The organism is Burkholderia cepacia (assembly GCF_001039005.1).
GTDB classification, from domain to species: domain Bacteria; phylum Pseudomonadota; class Gammaproteobacteria; order Burkholderiales; family Burkholderiaceae; genus Burkholderia; species Burkholderia theae.
Genome location: NZ_LDWR01000096.1, coordinates 1 through 17,822, shown reverse-complemented (window position 1 = coordinate 17,822; position 17,822 = coordinate 1). Strand labels below are relative to the sequence as shown.

The window sequence follows — 17,822 nt, the reverse complement described above, 5'->3', positions numbered from 1 at the left end:
CGAAGCTTCGCACATTTTTGATTAGGCACAGTTCCCGGTTATGCCCAGTTCGCGACGGGTTGAGTTCTGCGGTGATCGTGGCGTGCCGGTCAGGGCCGGCCGGCACCCGAAACGTCTTCGCATAATCGGAGCAAGCCTCCCCGATCGGCCATTCCGGTCGACCGGAGAAGCTCATGAACAACACACCGTCTCCGACGCCGTCCGTACCCCGGTCACGAGGTAACGGCAAGCGTTTAGCACAGGCAGAACTGCCTGATGAACTGAACAACTGGGTCGGCGAATTCGATCGCCATCTCTCGTAGACCAAAATAAAATCGCCACCGTTTGCGAAGTAAAAGTGTCACTTCGCCGGTCGGCATCGGCTGGGAAACGGGATACTTTCGCAAATTCATGGGCTTGAGTGTCGCGCAATAAAGTCGTCACCGGTCCCGGCGTTGCGAAGACAGATGTCAACTCACCCAGGACGCCCTCGCACCGCAGGCAGTCGCGGTTACGCGTTCCGCGGAACCCGAGTTTGAATGGGTAATCACACTATCGTGATAAGACGGCATCTCGTTATCATGCCGTTCGGCGATGTCTTAAAACAGCCACGCGCGACACAGAGTGGCCGTTGTGGAGCCACGCGAAGGACTCTTTGCGACCCATACGCGACATCGGCGGTACGGGTTTGGGTGCCCAGAAGCTGACGCTCGTACAGTCAGTAACGAAGGCGATGTCGCCGCATGCCCGTGCTCTCGATGGAGGTTGGCGTCCCTTGGAGATCCGGGGACAGTCGCCCTGGTACCGCTGCATTGAAGTCGACCGCTGTCGATACCTACGGCTTGGTTTCAATTTCGCCCTCGGCCAAAAGCGCTGGAACTTTGCTCTCTGCGAACAACATCCGCAACAATCGTCCGAATCGGTTCTCTTTCTCGGCTCTGACGATGCGCCGACATGCTTCCAAGAAATTCATCCCAGCTTGGCCGAAGTGGTTCTCGTACATTTGATTCTGTTCGAGAATGTCCAAACCTTTAAGTACAAAAAGCTTGAAATCACGACCTTTCAACGTCCGCATCGCAGTCTCGAAATCGTCGATCGTAGCGGCTCTCATCGTCGCTACTTCCCGATGGCCCCAACCGCTGTTCTCAAGAAGGTACTTGATGGCATCGACGACGGTCGCACTGTGAATTCGAGCATCGCGCGCATTGTCGATTGCTGCCTTAAGTTTGGGGTGTAGCGGCTGATGGAACGGTGATTCCCCGAATTCGGTTTTGTCGGCGATGGTCGCGAAGTGAGCCAACCAACCATCAATCAAATTTTCTTCAAGTTTGGCACCGCCAGGAAGATCGACCATCTGTTTTCCTAGCGCTGTGACAGTGTAGGCGTCAAGGTCGGCGACTCTGGTGATGAGCTTGACCGCATCAGCTACGAGATCGTCGTCGCAGGCTGTGACGTCCCAATTGAAACGTTCAGAGAATGCATACGCGAGATTCCTAGATTCGGTGCGATTCTCGTTGTGTTGGTAGCCTTGGACGATCGCCTCAATCGCCTTTGCGTCGTGCCTTCCGTCGCAAACGAAGGCGACGACCCGCTCTTCAAATTCGTCCGAAGAATTAATCCCGAGCTTTGACAGCAGAACTTTCCATGCGGCCGGCGTTGCGTCCTCGGCTTTCTCCTTTGACGCATCGCCTTCCTGAGCGAGGTAGCGCGTTATAAAGTCGCTAGAACCTCGGTTGTAGCCTGCGACATACTCCAGAGTCGGCCCGTCCTTGATGGCTTTGTTTGCAAGAGCAGAAATGAGCACAATCGAGGGAACAGTTCGTGCCTGTATGGCGAGAGGCATGTCCCCAGTCTCACCGAGGAGCCGAACCACAAGACGATAAGCCTGACGGATGACCCGGATATTGGTGATCCCGCACGCGTCCACCGCAGTCCTGGCCATCGCGCGGTAAGGGCAATTCGAGCTCGGAACCGCGATGTCAAACGCCTCCCCAGGTGTCGGCGTGAAACGAAGTTCTTCTTCGACCACCTTCTCTCGGAACGCCGCCCAGAGCGCGCTGTCGGTAGACGAGGAGAACTGGTCCGAGTTGAGAATCAAGAGGAATCGCGTACCAAAATTCTGAGAGTATTCGTCGACGAAGCCCAGAACCTCGTCAACTGACAACGATGCGTGCTTGCGCTCGATGTCGTCGACGACTACGAATCGGTTGCGCAAGGCGACAGGAACTGCTACCAGCGCAAGCTCGTCGAGCGCCGAAAATCCCTCGTGGACTTTCTTCAAGGCGTCGACGCTGGCCTTCCAAGTCTTCACCAGACCTTCTGTCAACGAGCTGCTTTCTCCGCCTACTGGGAGTGCGCTTTGGACCACCTTGAGCTTGAGCTGATTGATGTCTTTCAAGCCAAAGAGGGACACGTAGCGCGCGCCTTCGACAATCGGGTCCTGCGACTCTTTGCGAATTTCGTTCCAGAGGTGGGTTTTGCCGGTACCCCATGCGCCTATCAGCGCGAAGACTTTTAGGTCGGCGTTGTCGATGAGCGAGATCAACTGCGTTTTAGATTGTTCGATCGTCATTTGCTTTATTCCGTGCTGAATCCAGCAGGCGTTCCCGCCAGTACGACGTTTGGGGTGCATCACTGGCGCACTCGACCAGCCAGATCCCGTGAAGATTTTTCGAGATTCGAAGAGAACGCGTTGTCATTTCTCAATTCTGCGCCAGCACCGGGCCACCGCGAGTTTATGGGCAGCTCCGAAGCTACCGTTCTCGACCGGCAGAAAATGGCCGAACCTCGCCGATCGGCTACCGATCGACGCTCGCCCCGCGGCCAGCGACAGAACGCGCCGCAGAACGGCCGGTCGACCGTAGGAACTCAGGTGATCGGTCGCCGAACTTTACCGGCCATCCTGTCAAGCTCAGAATCGTCGATACCCAATACGCAGGCTTCGGCTCACTGCGATGGCGTTACTCATCCCCCACGAATCAGGGCTGACGCTTGCCTCGACCACCCGCGGGTTTGCCAGCCGGCTTGCGTGCACCCGCCGCTGTCTTGCCAGCTGGTTTACTGCGCGGCTTTTGCACACTGAACGGGTTCCCACTGGACAAACTCGTGCCTTTACCTGCGGCGACAGCACGCTGCGCCGCGGGCTTGCGTTTGCTTTCGCCGCCTTGCGAGTGCGGCTTCTTGCCGGGTGCCTGCTTGGCGCCCGGCACAGCCTGCGGCACTTTCGGTTTCTTGGGCTTTTTGGGTTTCTTGATGATCTCGCCCGTTGCACTGGTTTCCGGCACGCGATGATCGGCTTCAAAACCCGGCTCTTCTTCACGGGGCAGCGATTGCCGGATCAGCGCTTCGATCGCGGCCAGTTGCGGCGCTTCATCGGCACACACGAGGGACACCGCCACGCCGCTCGCACCCGCGCGGCCGGTACGGCCAATACGGTGCACATAGTCCTGCGCCACGATCGGCAGATCGACGTTGATCACCAGCGGCAGATCGTCGATATCCAGCCCGCGCGCAGCCACGTCGGTGGCGACCAGCATCTGTACTTCGCGTGTCTTGAAGCGCTCCAGCGCACGCAGGCGCGCGGGTTGCGGCTTGTCGCCGTGGATGGTGTCGACCGCATAACCCGCTTCATCCAGCATGGCCGCCAGGTAATCCACGCCTTTGCGGGTTTTGACGAACACCAGCGCGTGCTCCCACTTGTTCTCGGCCACCAGGTGCATGAAGAGGTCGGGCTTGTTCCTTTTGTCCACCGGCACCACCCACTGCTTGATCTTGCTGGCCGTGACATTGGGCGGGCTGACGCTGATATTGACCGGGTTGCGCAGAATGCCCGCCGCCATCGCGCGGATATCGTCGGTAAACGTCGCCGAGAACAGCAGCGTCTGGCGCTGAGCAGGCAACGCGGCAAAGACGGCGTCGAGCTCGCGCGCAAAGCCCAGATCCAGCATGCGGTCGGCTTCGTCCAGCACCAGCGTCTGGACTTGATCGAACTGCACCGCGTTCTGGCGATTCAGATCGAGCAACCGGCCCGGCGTCGCGACGAGCACATCGACGCCTTTGCGCAACTTCATCATCTGCGGGTTGATACTCACACCGCCGTAGGCGGCCAGAAATCGCAAGTCGAGGCCTTTGCCGTAAGCGACAAAGCTTTGCAGCACTTGTTCGGCCAGTTCACGCGTGGGCACCAGCACCAGCACGCGCGCGCGGTTGCTGGACACCGCCGGGCCGTGCTGCACCAGCCGTTGCAACAGCGGAAGCGCGAAACCCGCCGTTTTGCCGGTGCCGGTCTGTGCCGCGGCCATGACGTCCTTGCCACCGAGCACGGCAGGAATCGCCTTGGCCTGCACCGGCGTAGGTGTCTGGTAATTGAGGTCCTGCACATTACGCAGCAAGGGGTCGATCAGGCCGAGCGAGGCAAAAGACATGGACGTGTTCCGGGCTAAAACCGCAATTCTAGCGGTTACCGCGCCGATTGCAGCGCGTACATCGACGAATGGACGGCCATGGAGGCGTTGGATGCTCGGGCGTTTCGTGGCCTGCTTTCGCGGCCGCTGTCGATCTCCGGCCGGCAATCGCCTCGAAAGAAAATCACACGCGATGAAGCGGCCAACCTACCGCGCGCGGACAGATCGCTTCGACCGCGACTTGAACCGCTCGAGCTCTTTATCGGTGAGCATGAAATCGTGGCAGTCATGCAGACGCTCGAACGCGAGATCCAGAAACGCTCGCACGCGCTTCGGCAGAGCAGTTCGGCTTCCGTAGTAAAGGTGCAGGCCGATGTGCGTGCTCATATGCTGCACGAGAACCGGCACCAGTCGTCCCGCCCGGATATGCGGCACGGCCGAGAACCCCGCGAGCTGCCCCATCACCTGCCCGGCGAGCACCGCGTGCACTTCAAGCTCCGAGTCGTTCGTCGCGAACGCAGGCGACATCTGCCGATGTTCGAGCTTGCCGTCGACGTTCAGGTACCAGGGCGCCACCTTGCCCGTGGCAGGATGCCGGAACACGCCGCAGCGGTGCGCCGCCAGGTCATCCAGTGTCGATGGCGTGCCGTTTGCTTCGAGATAGTCAGGCGCGGCGCACACGATCATCTGGATCGGGAAGAGCTGCCGGCCGATTACGCCTTCGCTGGCCGATGCACCGATCCTGAAGCCGACATCGACGCGATCCAGCACCCAGTTGCCGATTCCGTCATCGAGCTGGACGTCCGGTTGAATACCGGGGTGCGCGCGACAGAACACGTCGAGCAGCGGCATCAGGACGGCTGCGAACGACGATTTCGGCCCGACGATACGCAGCGGCCCCGCGATCTCGTCCTTGGACTCCCGCGCCAGGACAAGCGCCCTGTCCAGCGCCTCCAGTGCGGGCTGCGTGTTCTCCAGAAACCGCTGCCCTTCCTCGGTCAGCGCGAGGCTGCGCGTGGTTCGATGCAATAGCCGGACGCCGAGATGCTGCTCCAGCTGCGCAATGGTTTGACTCGCCGCCTGAGGCGTGACGCCTTGGGCCAGCGCAGCCTTTCGGATGCTGCCGAGTTCCACCGCTTTGGCGAAGGTTGCGATGGCCTTGAAGTCGTTGCCGGGCATGGTCGATGCTTGCGTTGAAGCGCTCATGGTCGAGCGCGCATCGCATCAGTATCAATCTCAGCTTGATACTGATGCAACCGGAATTCGACTATTCGCTTGAAACTGCACCTTCTAAAGTAGCGCCTCAGGGCCATGAAATCCGGTTCGCCCCGAGCCGGCCTCATGCCGCCATCGACTTTCCGCACCAAGGACCGACCATGCAGGATGTGACACTGAACAACGGGATGACGATGCCGATCCTCGGCTACGGCGTCTTTCAGATTGCCGACGAGGCGGAATGCGAACGCTGCGTCGTCGACGCGGTACAGGCAGGCTATCGCCTGATCGACACCGCGGCGTCCTACAAGAACGAGGAGGCTGTCGGGCGCGGCCTCAAACGGTGCGGGGTGCCGCGCGACCAGCTTTTCGTCACCAGCAAGCTGTGGGTCGAGGACGCCGGTTATGAACGGGCTCGGGTGGCCATCGACAAGTCGCTGAAGCGTCTGGGCCTCGACTACCTCGATCTGTTCCTGATCCATCAACCGTTCTCCGACGTTCACGGCGCGTGGAGAGCGATGGAGGAAGCGCATCGTGCCGGCAAGCTGCGCGCGATCGGCGTGAGCAACTTCCACCCGGATCGTCTGATGGATATCGCGTGTTTCAACGAGGTGACGCCGGCGGTCAACCAGATCGAAGTCAACCCCTTCCACCAGCAGGACGAAAGCGTCGATTTCATGCGCGGGCTTGGCATTCAGCCCGAGGCTTGGGCGCCCTTCGCCGAAGGGCGCAACAACCTGTTCGAGAACGCGCAGCTCGCGGCGATTGCGCAGCGCCACGGCAAGACCGTGGGACAGGTCGTGTTGCGTTGGGTGGTTCAGCGTGGAATCGTCGCGCTGGCGAAGTCCGTGCGCAAGGAACGGATGGTGGAAAACCTGGCCGTCTTCGACTTCGCACTGTCCGACGAAGACATGCAGGCCATCGCAACGCTGGAGACCGGCACGAGCCGTTTCTTCTCCCATCGCGATCCGGCGATCGTGAAGTGGATGAGCGAACGAAAACTCGGTCTCTGACGCGCATGCGTCCGGTTCGCCGCCGTCGCACGGCAACTTGACCTTCCCTTCCGCCGCCCCACGGTTCGCGAACGCACGCACGATCGACGCTCAATCCGGGACAGCAAGGGCCCGATCCGGGCCGACAAAGATCGTGCCGTCACGCGCGAACGAACCGTCATCCTGCGTGCGGTCTTCAGGCCTCGAGGCTCGTCGACCGCTCGACGGCGCTCATCGTGTCACCGCCCGGGCATCGTGCCCGGCCCACGTCTTGCCCGTTCTGACGAAATCGGAAATCTTCAAGGGGACAGTATCCGCCTTGGCATTCGAACGCGACTTCCGGGCGGCGCCCAGGATCGGAGTCAAGTGCTCATAAAAGCACTCGAGCTGTCGCGCATCGGTCGCCAATCGCTCGAGATCGAGCGCCTTCTCGAGCACCGTCCGCGCAATATGAAAGCGCTGAAGCCCGCGCCCCACGCGAACCTGAAACACCACACCATCACTGTTATGCGGCACTCCTGCCCACACAAGCGAACCGCTTTCCATGATGCCTCCGAAAAATCACAATCGTCACATCAATATGCCAGTAAGCTCTCACGGTGCCTATGGTGTTTCAAAATTATGACGCTTGGCGCATCGGTTTTTTTACCGCAACGCGCATGTTGCGACGCAACAAAAATGCCCGTAGACTGAGTTCGCACCTTCGATGTAGTTGCCCGCAGTCGCCCCATGACGGGAGAGCACGCCGTGAAGACTTCTTCATCAGCACCGAGCCAGGCGCCCCCCGCCCTCCACGTATTCGAACAGGATGGCGGCTGGCATTGGGGCATCACGGTTCCTCGCTCAATGGGAAGTGGCTTCAAGCTGATCGCATTCAGCGAGCACATCTTTACCGCCGAAGACACGGCCCAACGTGACGGCGATCGCGCGTTGGCCTCGATCGTGGCAAGCGACGGGAACTGACCTGCGCGGTTCGGGCCGTTGCACGTTCCTTGAGTTTTCGCATCGAGATGCAATACTCCTATCACCCTTCGATGCGACACCGCTCGAAGGTCGCTGTCGCGGTCAACCGACAGTCATTGCCGAACGACGGCCGGCACATCCAGCTCGACACATCAGACTTCCAGATCAGAACCCGCATGCGGGCGACGCATGGATCCTTGCGTGTTGCCTGAGCCGGCAATCCTGGTCGCCCATGCTGAACTGTCTGCCGGCTACAGCGTTGCAAGCGGTTGCAAGCGACTACAACGACATCGCCGCACGTCGTGAAGTAGTCACAAGCCGGCAGTAGCGTGTAGAACAGCATGCCGACAGAAGACAGGAGGTGTTACGTGAACATCCGGATCCTGGTTCCCTGCACCCTGGCCCTTGTTGCTATCGCCGCTCACGCTGCCGATATCACCGGCGCGGGCAGCACGTTTGCCGCGCCGATTTACACGAAATGGGCCGATGCGTACAAGAAGTCGGGCGGCGGCAAGGTCAACTATCAAGGCATCGGTTCGTCCGGTGGCCTGAAGCAGATCAACGCGAAGACAATCGATTTTGCCGGTTCGGACGCGCCGCTGAAGGATGACGAACTCGCGAAGCAAGGCCTGTTCCAGTTCCCGACGGTGGTCGGCGGCGTGGTGCCGGTCGTCAACGTGCCGGGCATGAAGGCAGGCACGCTGACGCTGTCGGGCCCGGTGCTCGGCGACATCTACCTCGGCAAGATCAAGAAGTGGAACGATCCGGCGATCGTCGCGCTGAACCCGAAGGTCAAGCTGCCGGATACCGACATCGCGGTCGTTCGTCGTGCTGACGGCTCGGGTACGAGCTTCATCTGGACGAACTACCTGTCGAAGGTCAACGGCGAGTGGAAATCCAAGATCGGCGAAGGCACGACGGTCAACTGGCCGACGGGCACCGGCGGCAAGGGCAACGACGGCGTCGCGGCCTTCGTGCAGCGTCTGCCGGGTGCGATCGGTTACGTCGAGTGGGCGTACGCGAAGAAGAACAACATGGCCTACACCGCGCTGAAGAACTCGACGGGCACGGTGGTCGAACCGAAGACCGAAACGTTCAAGGCCGCTGCTGCCGGCGCGAACTGGTCGAAATCGTTCTACCAGATCCTGACGGACGAGCCGGGCAAGGACGCATGGCCCGTCGTCGGCGCGACCTTCGTGCTGCTGTACGCGAAGCAGGACAAACCGGATCAGGGCAAGGAAACGCTGAAGTTCTTCGACTGGGCGTTCAAGAATGGCAACCAGGCCGCCACGGAACTCGACTACATCTCGCTTCCCGATCCGGTCGTGTCCGAAATCCGCAAGCAATGGAAGGCGAAAATCAAGGACGCCTCCGGTAAAGCGCTGGTGGACTAAGTGCGCCGGGCGGGACGCGCTATCGACCGCAAACGTCCGTTGACGAAGCGGGAGCGTCCCTTCAAAAATCGTTCCAAAACGTCCGTTATAGCCAGCATCCGTTGGTCGTAGTCGCCGGCAACCGACCGAAACGCGAACCGCCTGGTTGCGCATCGAGGCCCCTGCAAATTTCGTCCGGCAGTCCCGGCGTTGAGCATGCGTGCACGGTCTATTCTGTCAGTTGATAGGTGCCCGCTTGCCGGCGCTTGCTCGCTGCATTTTCCGTAACACGAAGCGGCAATCCTTAGCGCCGCGACCGGGACGAACCATGGATCAAGGCGGAGACTTTGTCGTGCGCACGATGTCGGCCGACGAGGTGGCGATGTCGGTCGAATGGGCGGCGGCCGAAGGGTGGAACCCCGGCTTGCATGACCCGCACTGTTTCAGGGAAGCGGACCCGGCCGGTTTCTTCGTCGGCATCTGGCGCGGCGAACCGGTCGCGTGCCTCGCCGCTGTCGCCTATGACGATCGCTTTGGCTTCATCGGTCTCTACATCGTGAAATCCGGGTTTCGCGGCAAAGGCTTCGGTATGCGAATCTGGCAGCACGGCATGCGTTACCTGGGAGACCGCAACATCGGTCTCGACGGCGTCGTCGCGCAACAGGCGAACTACAGGAAGTCCGGGTTCCGGCTCGCATACCGCAACATCCGCTACCAGGGGCGCGTGGACGGCATCGGGTGCGCGCATGTGACGGCGGCGGCCGACGTGCCGTTCGAGCAGTTGCTTGCCTACGATCGCCCGTGTTTTCCCGCGGCGCGCGAGCGTTTCGTCTCCGCGTGGATCGCGCAGCCGGATGCCGTTGCGCTCGCAACAGTCGACGCTGGCCGCATCGCCGGATACGGTGTCGTGCGCCGCTGCAAGGCCGGCTGCAAGATCGGTCCGCTCTTCGCGGATGACGCAGGCGTCGCCACCGGGCTGTTTCGCGCGCTGGCGGCGCGCATGCCCGGCGAGGTCATCGTGCTCGACGTGCCGGAAACGAACCCCGCGGCCGTCGCGCTGGCGGAACGGCACGGCATGACGAGCGTCTTCGAAACCGCGCGGATGTATACGCAAGACGCACCCGCGATCGCGATCGATCGCGTATTCGGGGTGACGTCGTTTGAACTGGGATGATGGCGCGAACACGTCGGCCTGCCCTGCATGGTGCCGACCGGGCGATAGGGAAAGGGGTAGCATGAAGCAATCATCGAACGCCAGGCGCATCCACGCCGCGCCTGATTGTGTGACGTCTCCCTAGTCAGGAGGTCTTGCCATGATCCTCTATCACACCGAGCCCGATTCCCCTGTCGTCGAAATTTCCGTCGAAGGCAAAATCACCGACCATGATCTGCGCGAAGCCATCGAGCGCATGCGTGGCGATCTCGAACTGAACGGCAAGACCCGCGTGCTCGAACGCATCGAGCATTTCACCGGCATCGAGCCGAAGGCGCTGTGGACCGATATCACGCTCGGCGTTCCGCTGGCGCGCAAGGTCACGCGCGCCGCCGTGGCGGCCGATGCAGGATGGATCCACGCGGCGATGCATCTGGCGCGGTTCTTTACGAAGGCCGAAGTCAAGGCGTTCCACGTCAACGAGCTGGAGCAGGCGCGCGACTGGATCAAAGCCTGAGCGCAGCGCCGGCTGGCGATCCCGCCGGCGGTCGATAGGCCGGTCGGATTCGTAGAACTCATTTCCTGCTGAACATCTGCGACAGCAACCAGGCCATGACCATGTTGAACCATGTCACTGGGCCATAGAACGGGAATCCCGCGGCGATCTGACCATTAATCGGGTTAAGCGGGCCCGTCATGGTGAACATACCGAATACAGCGCAGCAGTTCATTAAAACGGCAACCAGCGTGAGGATATTCAGCCAGCCGGGTAGCAGACCGGATTTGACCGAGATGTAAAAGCACGAAAGCCCGAATGGCGCCCAAAGCACCCCAAGCACCGATGCAACCGACCCGAAACCCGCCACGAGCGTATAAGGAACCGTCTGAGGCGCGTACTCCAGCACGCCCATGGCGGCCAGGCCAAGTCCGATGGCAGCGCCCCATGCACCGAGAAAAGCGATATCACTGATCAATGCGATCCAGCTCAACTGATGATATTGACTGGTGTCCGCATGCCATAGACGGCCTGCCAGCATCCCCGATATGACAATCATCGGCCCCAGCAGGAACGCGAGCAGGATGGTCGTCGCTTTGAACTGAAAGGCATGCGCCGTATAAGCCGACAGCATCGCGGGAATCGATGTTCCGTCGTGAAAGTTCGCCAGATAGAAATAAAGAACGACGTTCAACAAGACCGAAACGATTGCGCCCTGGATGTAGAAGAAAGCCTTGGGCACGTAGAACGTCGGCTTTTCAGCATAAGAAGCGCTCACGATTCGTTCATCCTTGACCTATCCTGACTGGCCGCGTGGCCGGGCATATCGGGGGTCTGGCGTGGAACACGGCAAGAAACCGCGAGGACACGTTCCCGATGCGACGATTACATTGACAACTGTAATGGTTGCGTCGACCGAAAGTATTGGGGAAACCCCGTAGGTAGAGGTGAGCGCCGAATCTGGCCGTTGAAGTCGAACGTAAGCGATCCATGATCGGCGTCTACCCAACGGCGCTCTGAGCGACGAGCATAGGTGTCCACCTATTTGGGAGGTGGGCACCTATGGCTGACAAAAACCCCGCGTTGAGACGAGTTCGTCAAAACAGCGACGGCCGTCGCCGCGTTGACGAGAAAGGCAAACGCGCATTGGCCGAGGCTGCGTTACGCCTGGGCGTGTCGGTGGCTCGCCTGGCGCAGGAGCACGGGATCAACGCCAACCTGCGACGCAAGGGATTTCAAAATATTTGATGGAGCGTGAGAAAGGCCTCGTGCCGGCGTCGCATCCCGGAGAATCTGCTGAGTCGCTGAAGGTCATTTAATCGTATAGGTCAACGTCCCATATCCCAGCTGATCGAAGCCGCCGCTATTGGGACCGTAGTCGCCACCGCCGCCTTCCGGCGCGATCTTGCGGGCAAAAGCCTCGACGTCCGGCGCGGAGAGCCCTTTGAGCACAACGTAGTGGTTGTAGACGAGTGCCCAGATCGGACGCCCGTCACCGCGCGAATTCGGCGAGATGACGGGCTGCGTGACGTCGCTGTTCGTGTATTGCGTGTAAGGCACGTCCTTCCCGAGGTTGTATCGGGCGGCGTATTCCGCTCCGCGCAGGAACCGGTTGTCGTCATATCCGTAAAGATCGTCCCCCTGGCTCCAGGCCATCTGGCAGAACGCCCCGAGCAGCGCGATATCGAGCATGGTATGCCCTTGGTCGCGTCCGCTTTCCTGCACCTGACCCAGCCCGTTCGGATACAGCTTCCACACCACGTGTTCGATTGAACCGTTGCCTGCGCCATGCTTGAAGTAGTCGACCGCTTCGGCATAGACGTCGCGACGGTCGGTCAGGACACCGATTGCCAGCATCGATGCCATGTTGGCGAGATCCCAGTTGGCCCAGTAATGGTCGATCTTTCCGCCGTTGTGCCGCGTCAGGAAATCGTGGTTCATCGGATAGAACACGCCGAGCATCATCGACTGGAAGTGCTGGAGATCGTCGGGGCGCCACAGTGCGGACGTGCGGAGGATTTCGCCGGCGTTCGCCAGCTGGTAGCCGTAAATGCCGGAAGCCAGGAATTTGTCGGAACTGCCGCCGATCATGGTGAGCGTGCGCGACCACGCATTCAGGATGTCGATGGCGTGTTGGGCGTAGGCATTGTCGCCGGTGATCTTCCACCGAAGTGCGAGCGCATAGGCCGCAGCGGCATCGTTGAAGAGCGTGGCGTAATTCTCTGCGTGGTCGGGGTTGCGTCCGCGATAGATGGCCGGCTGCGGATTCGGCTTCCAGTCGAGCGACGCATGCCGGTTGGCAACCAGGCGTTGCCAACCGTCGAACCACGGCTGCCGCCGCGCGGCGACGTTCACGCGCATGCGCGTGAAATCGCTCTCCGTATGCAGCAGGCCGGGGTGAACAAAAGGTGCGCTGGCCATGCGGGCGCCGGGTGCAGGCTTCGGCTGTGCGTCGGTGTGTGACTGATATGAACCGGTCACGTCGGTATGCTGCTGCGCCGCGGCGATGCACCCGCCAAGCATCACGATGCAAAGAACGGGAATCGTGGCTGCTGCTCGCAAGGACAGACGAAACGCCATATGGCTCCGATAATGGTTGCGCCGATCTTGCTGAGAAAGAACCAGCATGGATTCGAATAGGAACCGGCATACGATGAACGGACCGCCGGGAGAAAGCCGCGTTGCAACGTATGAACGGTCCTCGCGACGCTTCGGTTGACGGTAAGCATGCCGTAAAGAATCGTCCGTCATCCGGGGAAGACTCATTCCGAGTCTGCGCATACCGATCTAACAGGCGTCGCTTACGGACCGCATACGGTCAAACGACCACACACGTGCATCCGGATGCTCGCGTGGAACGTAACTGAATCGGCAGACTCGGAGATCGCGGGATCGGGGGTACGATGGCAGCTACCGACATTCACTCTCGCGTCCCGCTCCATCGCGCGTCAGATGCCGCCCCAGATTCTTCAAGCCACCCGGTGGAGAATTCAGTGCACATGAGAAGCAACCTGGCTTCCGATAGCGAGCGGTCGATCGGCGAATCCGAAAACCGCCGGCGCGAAGAACTCAACCAGCTTCTTCTCGACGCGGGCGCCGGCGATCAAGGCGCTTTCAGCACCCTCTACCGGCGCACCTCCGCGAAACTGTTCGGGGTGTGCGTGACGATGCTGCGAGATCGCGGTGAAGCCGAGGAGGTCTTGCAAGAGGTCTATGTCACGGTATGGCATCGGGCCGCGACGTTCGATCCGACACTGGCCAGTGCGATCACCTGGCTTGGGGCCATTGCGCGCAATCGGGCGATCGACCGCCTTCGACGTCACCGCGAAGTCCACGTCGATGAGTCGACGATGGAAGAAGCGGTCGACGAACGGCCATCGCCCGCCACTGCGGCTGAAAACAGCGAGGAACGGCGGCGGCTGGAGCACTGCCTGGAGATACTGCCCGCCACACAGCGTAGCGTCGTGCGAGAGGCATTCTTTGCGGGCGCAACGTATGCGGAGCTGGCGGAGCGCCTTCGTGTTCCGCTCGGTACGTTGAAAAGCTGGATTCGGCGCAGTTTGCTCCAACTCAAAGCGTGTCTCGAACGATGAACACCCCACTCTCCAGCCCGAACGACATCCGTTGTGCCGAATACGTATTAGGCGTGCTCGATGGGTCGGAGCGCAGGCGGATCGAACAGGCCATGCAGCGCGATCCTCAACTCGCCGCCAGCGTGGCGCGTTGGCAAAACCACCTGCTGCCGCTGAACGACGACATCGTCGGGATCGAGCCGCCGCCGCACGTGTGGATACGCATCCAGGCCGACCTCGGATTTGCGCCCGCCAACCGGCCTCGCCCGCGCGTCGGCTTCTGGAACAACCTGCAAGGCTGGCGCTGGATCGGCATCGGTTCGAGCATCGCGGCGATCGCGCTCGCTGTCCTGTCGGTTCTGCCGCTCCGCCCGCCCACCGTCGTCGAGCCCACTCATGACGTCTACAAGGTGGCAAGCCTCGTCCGCGACGGCGGCACCGCCGGCTGGACCGTGACCGTCGATGTGGAGCGCGCGCGCATGGTGATTGTGCCGGCAAGCGATACCCCCGTCGCGGCCGATCGCTCCACCCAACTGTGGCTGATCGCGCCGGGCGGACGACCCGCTTCCCTCGGCCTGATCGCCGCGGATCGACCGACTGTCGTGTCGATACCGCGCACGGCGCTCGTCTCGCTGAACGCCAGCGCGATACTGGCCGTGTCACTTGAACCGCGCGGCGGATCGCCGACCGGGCAGCCGACCGGACCGGTGCTGGCGAAGGGTGCCGTCGGCAGCGCATGAGCTTGACCTACGGTCCGTTCATCGCCGCTTGAAATTCGGCCGTCCCGCATGCATCCGTTGCCCCGTTCGTCTCGTATCTTCGGTAGCTTCCAGCCGGAAGCATCGATCTTTCGGGAGAACCCAGATGGAATCCTGCAGAAAATTGAAAGTGATCGGCACGGTGCTCACCCTCGCGATCGCGCTGGGCGTCACCACGCAAGCCGCGACGGCGGGTTCGATGTCCATGGACAAAACCGTGGAGGTGGGCGGCGCTGCGATGTATCCGTCGAAGAACATCGTCGAGAACGCGGTGAACTCAAACGATCACACGACGCTGGTCGCGGCCGTGAAGGCCGGCGGGCTGGTCGATACCTTGTCGAGCAAGGGGCCGTTCACGGTCTTCGCACCGACCAACGAGGCATTCGCCGCCTTGCCGCCCGGCACGGTGCAGACGTTACTGAAACCCGAGAACAAGGCGACGCTGGTCAAGGTGCTCACGTATCACGTCGTGCCCGGACGCCTCACCGCACATGACCTGGCCAAGGCGGTCGATCAGGGCGGCGGCAAGGCGGCGTTGAAGACGGTCGAGGGCGATCCGCTGATCGTCAGCCGCGATGCAAAGGGGTGGGCCATCACCGACGACAAGGGCAATGTCGCGCATGTGACGATCGGCGACGTCATGCAGTCGAATGGTGTGATTCATGTGGTCGACACTGTACTGTTGCCGTGACACGCAGGCTTGGTTCGGGGGCGGGTGCGATATGCACGAAATCCATTCGTTATCCTGCATAGTGCTCCGTTCCCGATATAAGTTGTCCTCGATAAGCGATCAATAAGCGGCGCCCATCAGACAGGTACCCGAAGGATTGGAAAGAGCCTTCCCGGAATGACGGTCGATTCTTTCTCGCCGATTTTTTCTGCGCCGAGCGCCAGATAGAATGGCACGGCATTGGGATCAGCTTCGATCACGAAGCTCCTGATTCCTCTCGCGGCCGCCTCTTTCCTGAGTTCGGACCATAACGCACGTGCGACGCCCTGCCCCATATGATCTGGGTGAACGAATAGCCAGCCGCGAGTAGGTTCATCGGAATCCATCGAGGCCCTGACCCAGAACCCGATGATCCGTTCTTCAGTTTCGGCAACGTAGGCGATTGAATCTTCGATCATCTCGGGCGTAACGGTAAGGTCGGCTTCCCACAGTTCCAGCCATTCTGTGGGGTAGCCCCAGTGCGCCTTCGAAAGAAATGCGAGCTTCGTCAGTTGGTCTGCATCCGAAGGGCGGCCAGCCCGTATCACAAAGTTGCGGTGCATCTCATCTCCTGGGCAGCGAATTCCGCGCGAGTAACATCCTGGTGAACCGCGATAAGCCCCCTGCGCACTACGGTTTAGCGCTGGTGGCCGGCAGCCTGCGGTCGTGATCACCGGCAACTGGCCGAACGGCGAACTTCGAGCTGGCACGTTCGGGCCGCTGACAAAGTCAGGCTCGCTCCCCAAAACGCGCACTCTTCAATGTAATTCCCCGGTTACATCGAGAAATCGAACACTTGTTTCCCCTGTACGCCCCTGCCTCCCTTGGGTGGCTCACACGTCATATTCTCGATCGACTTGACTGACGCGCTGTCCAGATCTTCATACCCACTCGATGCAAATACGCTGGCATCGGCAATCTCACCGCTTGCCTTTACGGTAAAGCCAACCACAACCCGACCTTTGTGACCGCTGTGGTGAGCCGTTACCGGGTACGAAGGAATGGGGATTTTGCAAGAAAGACCGTACGCCGATACAGTAAGACCGGCATCGTTAGCCTCGACGCCATATGCACCCAGCGTGAACACCATGCCAAACACCGTCAATGCCATCTTCAAATTTACGATCTCAAGCTCCTCAACAGCTTCTTCGAAGGTGCTTATGGTAAGCCGCAATCATTCAACGGACCAATGCTAGCCAAGAGTCTTGGTCATCTGGGCTTTGTTGCCGAGGTCAAGGATGCACTACGCAGGTACGCTGTCGGCAATACCGAGGGCATATCGAACGCCCGCGACTGGCCGGCAGATGCCGCCTGTCGTCTCCGGCAACTGGCCGAACGGCAAACTTCGCACAGGCATGTTCGGGCCGCTGGCAAACTCGGGCAGCTAAAGCAACCTTCCCGCTCTCATAAGCACCTACCCACCTCTGTACCTGCAACCGTCACTCCAATGATGCAGCAGTACCTGCGCCTTATCTGACAAAGCCTGACGCAGAAAGCTACGCCAAGATCTACGCCGATAGTTTTTGAAATGGACCGCTACCGATCCACTTCGGCCCTTTTAACCGGACGACCGCTTTAGCGGTCTAACCGCCGCCCCGAGTTGTAAGCTTTCAACGATAGAATCGGTGCGATGCTGGTCGGTAGTCGGCCGGCGTCCGGCTCAAATCGCCCCTGAGCGGTCCCTCCAGTTTTTCGATAGCGGTCCATCCGGCTACGGTAACCAAAGCTGTTTCAGCTCTTTGGTCCGTTGTTCTGTCAATGCTTTTAGGCACGACTGCACTGTCGCTTTACGTATTGTTCCATGTTGAAAAATGCGATCCTGCACCTGACAGTCTGCGTCACGGAACCTGATCCATTCCCGTTGTGCCGCCATCAACGCTGCTCTCGCATCAGCTCGTTCGTTACCCGCACCCATCATGTTAAGCGCCGCGTGGTAAGCATCGTTCAACTGCGCGTCAGCCCTAACAAAATCTTCGTGTGCACAAGCGGCAGCATCAACACCTGATCCGTCATTGTGGCAAACAGGCTGCTGCGCCTTTGCGGTCATGGTGAAAGTAGCCGCAGCGATACAAAGCAGCTTTGAAAGGACACAGGTCTTCATTTGAGAGATTCTTTCCTTGACGATTATCGAACGGGGCCCACAGATGATTTTGCCGCAACCATAGGGGCTGTCGAATGTCCCTTCCTGGCTGCGGATTCAACCGGTCGA

At 60.3% G+C, this 17,822-nt stretch carries 19 protein-coding genes; 10 read left to right on the top strand and 9 right to left on the bottom strand.

Going from position 1 to position 17,822, the window contains the following annotated elements; genetic code table 11:
• Positions 1-173 precede the first annotated feature (173 nt).
• Positions 174-302: a hypothetical protein gene (locus VL15_RS43645; RefSeq protein WP_268991251.1), complete on the top strand. Its 129-nt coding sequence runs from the start codon at positions 174-176 to the stop codon at positions 300-302.
• A gap of 512 nt (positions 303-814) precedes the next feature.
• On the opposite strand, the gene VL15_RS37080 is transcribed toward VL15_RS43645, so the two are convergent.
• The 3 genes from VL15_RS37080 to VL15_RS37070 all read right to left on the bottom strand — a co-directional run bounded on the left by VL15_RS37080 (position 815) and on the right by VL15_RS37070 (position 5,561).
• Entirely contained in the window at positions 815-2,551 is a 1,737-nt protein-coding gene (locus tag VL15_RS37080) for a P-loop NTPase fold protein (protein WP_048251841.1), read from the bottom strand.
• A gap of 406 nt (positions 2,552-2,957) precedes the next feature.
• Positions 2,958-4,403 (bottom strand): DEAD/DEAH box helicase, encoded by a 1,446-nt coding sequence (locus tag VL15_RS37075; protein WP_048251839.1) that lies wholly within the window; start codon positions 4,401-4,403, stop codon positions 2,958-2,960.
• A 186-nt stretch (positions 4,404-4,589) separates the two neighbouring features.
• Positions 4,590-5,561 carry a LysR family transcriptional regulator gene (locus VL15_RS37070; RefSeq protein WP_048251838.1) on the bottom strand — a complete coding sequence of 324 codons (972 nt, stop codon included), beginning with the start codon at positions 5,559-5,561 and terminating at the stop codon, positions 4,590-4,592.
• A gap of 197 nt (positions 5,562-5,758) precedes the next feature.
• On the opposite strand from VL15_RS37070, the gene VL15_RS37065 reads away from it, so the two are divergent.
• Positions 5,759-6,610 (top strand): aldo/keto reductase, encoded by an 852-nt coding sequence (locus VL15_RS37065; RefSeq protein WP_048251837.1) that lies wholly within the window; start codon positions 5,759-5,761, stop codon positions 6,608-6,610.
• Between the two features lie 210 nt (positions 6,611-6,820).
• Here VL15_RS37065 and VL15_RS37060 read toward each other — a convergent pair whose 3' ends face one another.
• Positions 6,821-7,135, bottom strand: a complete 315-nt coding sequence (locus VL15_RS37060) for a hypothetical protein (RefSeq protein ID WP_048251836.1) — start codon at positions 7,133-7,135, stop codon at positions 6,821-6,823.
• A gap of 201 nt (positions 7,136-7,336) precedes the next feature.
• Here VL15_RS37060 and VL15_RS37055 point away from each other — a divergent pair, with 201 nt between their 5' ends.
• From VL15_RS37055 to VL15_RS37040, 4 genes are all read left to right on the top strand, one after another.
• Entirely contained in the window at positions 7,337-7,552 is a 216-nt protein-coding gene (locus VL15_RS37055) for a hypothetical protein (RefSeq protein WP_230684612.1), read from the top strand.
• Between the two features lie 368 nt (positions 7,553-7,920).
• Positions 7,921-8,946, top strand: a complete 1,026-nt coding sequence (gene pstS / locus VL15_RS37050; RefSeq protein WP_230684611.1) for a phosphate ABC transporter substrate-binding protein PstS — start codon at positions 7,921-7,923, stop codon at positions 8,944-8,946.
• Positions 8,947-9,253: 307 nt separating this feature from the next.
• Positions 9,254-10,099 (top strand): GNAT family N-acetyltransferase, encoded by an 846-nt coding sequence (locus VL15_RS37045; protein WP_048251832.1) that lies wholly within the window; start codon positions 9,254-9,256, stop codon positions 10,097-10,099.
• A gap of 139 nt (positions 10,100-10,238) precedes the next feature.
• Positions 10,239-10,595, top strand: a complete 357-nt coding sequence (locus VL15_RS37040) for an STAS/SEC14 domain-containing protein (protein ID WP_048251831.1) — start codon at positions 10,239-10,241, stop codon at positions 10,593-10,595.
• Positions 10,596-10,653: 58 nt separating this feature from the next.
• On the opposite strand, the gene VL15_RS37035 is transcribed toward VL15_RS37040, so the two are convergent.
• Entirely contained in the window at positions 10,654-11,352 is a 699-nt protein-coding gene (locus VL15_RS37035) for a hypothetical protein (protein ID WP_048251830.1), read from the bottom strand.
• Between the two features lie 284 nt (positions 11,353-11,636).
• On the opposite strand from VL15_RS37035, the gene VL15_RS41300 reads away from it, so the two are divergent.
• Complete coding sequence (locus tag VL15_RS41300) at positions 11,637-11,822, top strand: hypothetical protein (protein ID WP_419188710.1); 186 nt, start codon at positions 11,637-11,639, stop codon at positions 11,820-11,822.
• A 63-nt stretch (positions 11,823-11,885) separates the two neighbouring features.
• On the opposite strand, the gene VL15_RS37030 is transcribed toward VL15_RS41300, so the two are convergent.
• The gene (locus VL15_RS37030; protein ID WP_230684610.1) at positions 11,886-13,154 is read right to left on the bottom strand and encodes an alginate lyase family protein; all 1,269 of its coding nucleotides are present in this window, start codon (positions 13,152-13,154) and stop codon (positions 11,886-11,888) included.
• 419 nt (positions 13,155-13,573) lie between these two features.
• On the opposite strand from VL15_RS37030, the gene VL15_RS37025 reads away from it, so the two are divergent.
• From VL15_RS37025 to VL15_RS37015, 3 genes are all read left to right on the top strand, one after another.
• Entirely contained in the window at positions 13,574-14,167 is a 594-nt protein-coding gene (locus tag VL15_RS37025; RefSeq protein WP_048251828.1) for a sigma-70 family RNA polymerase sigma factor, read from the top strand.
• Positions 14,164-14,886, top strand: a complete 723-nt coding sequence (locus tag VL15_RS37020) for an anti-sigma factor (RefSeq protein ID WP_048251826.1) — start codon at positions 14,164-14,166, stop codon at positions 14,884-14,886. Before VL15_RS37025 ends, VL15_RS37020 begins: the two co-directional genes overlap by 4 nt.
• A gap of 217 nt (positions 14,887-15,103) precedes the next feature.
• Positions 15,104-15,595, top strand: coding sequence for a fasciclin domain-containing protein (locus tag VL15_RS37015; protein WP_419188711.1), 492 nt, complete (start codon positions 15,104-15,106; stop codon positions 15,593-15,595).
• Between the two features lie 116 nt (positions 15,596-15,711).
• Here VL15_RS37015 and VL15_RS37010 read toward each other — a convergent pair whose 3' ends face one another.
• The 3 genes from VL15_RS37010 to VL15_RS41295 form a co-directional block, all read right to left on the bottom strand.
• Positions 15,712-16,176, bottom strand: a complete 465-nt coding sequence (locus VL15_RS37010; RefSeq protein WP_048251825.1) for a GNAT family N-acetyltransferase — start codon at positions 16,174-16,176, stop codon at positions 15,712-15,714.
• A gap of 212 nt (positions 16,177-16,388) precedes the next feature.
• Complete coding sequence (locus VL15_RS37005; RefSeq protein WP_048251824.1) at positions 16,389-16,787, bottom strand: energy transducer TonB; 399 nt, start codon at positions 16,785-16,787, stop codon at positions 16,389-16,391.
• A 537-nt stretch (positions 16,788-17,324) separates the two neighbouring features.
• On the bottom strand, positions 17,325-17,714 hold the full coding sequence (locus tag VL15_RS41295; RefSeq protein WP_080971077.1) for a lysozyme inhibitor LprI family protein: 390 nt from the start codon (positions 17,712-17,714) through the stop codon (positions 17,325-17,327).
• Positions 17,715-17,822 lie beyond the last annotated feature (108 nt).

Coding starts and splice junctions, on each gene's coding strand:
- VL15_RS37045 (WP_048251832.1), top strand. CDS start 9,254: ATGGATCAAGGCGGAGACTTTGTCGTGCGCACGATGTCGGCCGACGAG.
- VL15_RS37075 (WP_048251839.1), bottom strand. CDS start 4,403: ATGTCTTTTGCCTCGCTCGGCCTGATCGACCCCTTGCTGCGTAATGTG.
- VL15_RS37025 (WP_048251828.1), top strand. CDS start 13,574: ATGAGAAGCAACCTGGCTTCCGATAGCGAGCGGTCGATCGGCGAATCC.
- VL15_RS37060 (WP_048251836.1), bottom strand. CDS start 7,135: ATGGAAAGCGGTTCGCTTGTGTGGGCAGGAGTGCCGCATAACAGTGAT.
- VL15_RS37040 (WP_048251831.1), top strand. CDS start 10,239: ATGATCCTCTATCACACCGAGCCCGATTCCCCTGTCGTCGAAATTTCC.
- VL15_RS37010 (WP_048251825.1), bottom strand. CDS start 16,176: ATGCACCGCAACTTTGTGATACGGGCTGGCCGCCCTTCGGATGCAGAC.
- VL15_RS37030 (WP_230684610.1), bottom strand. CDS start 13,154: ATGGCGTTTCGTCTGTCCTTGCGAGCAGCAGCCACGATTCCCGTTCTT.
- VL15_RS37070 (WP_048251838.1), bottom strand. CDS start 5,561: ATGCCCGGCAACGACTTCAAGGCCATCGCAACCTTCGCCAAAGCGGTG.
- VL15_RS43645 (WP_268991251.1), top strand. CDS start 174: ATGAACAACACACCGTCTCCGACGCCGTCCGTACCCCGGTCACGAGGT.
- VL15_RS37020 (WP_048251826.1), top strand. CDS start 14,164: ATGAACACCCCACTCTCCAGCCCGAACGACATCCGTTGTGCCGAATAC.
- VL15_RS37065 (WP_048251837.1), top strand. CDS start 5,759: ATGCAGGATGTGACACTGAACAACGGGATGACGATGCCGATCCTCGGC.
- VL15_RS37080 (WP_048251841.1), bottom strand. CDS start 2,551: ATGACGATCGAACAATCTAAAACGCAGTTGATCTCGCTCATCGACAAC.
- VL15_RS41300 (WP_419188710.1), top strand. CDS start 11,637: ATGGCTGACAAAAACCCCGCGTTGAGACGAGTTCGTCAAAACAGCGAC.
- VL15_RS37015 (WP_419188711.1), top strand. CDS start 15,104: ATGTCCATGGACAAAACCGTGGAGGTGGGCGGCGCTGCGATGTATCCG.
- VL15_RS41295 (WP_080971077.1), bottom strand. CDS start 17,714: ATGAAGACCTGTGTCCTTTCAAAGCTGCTTTGTATCGCTGCGGCTACT.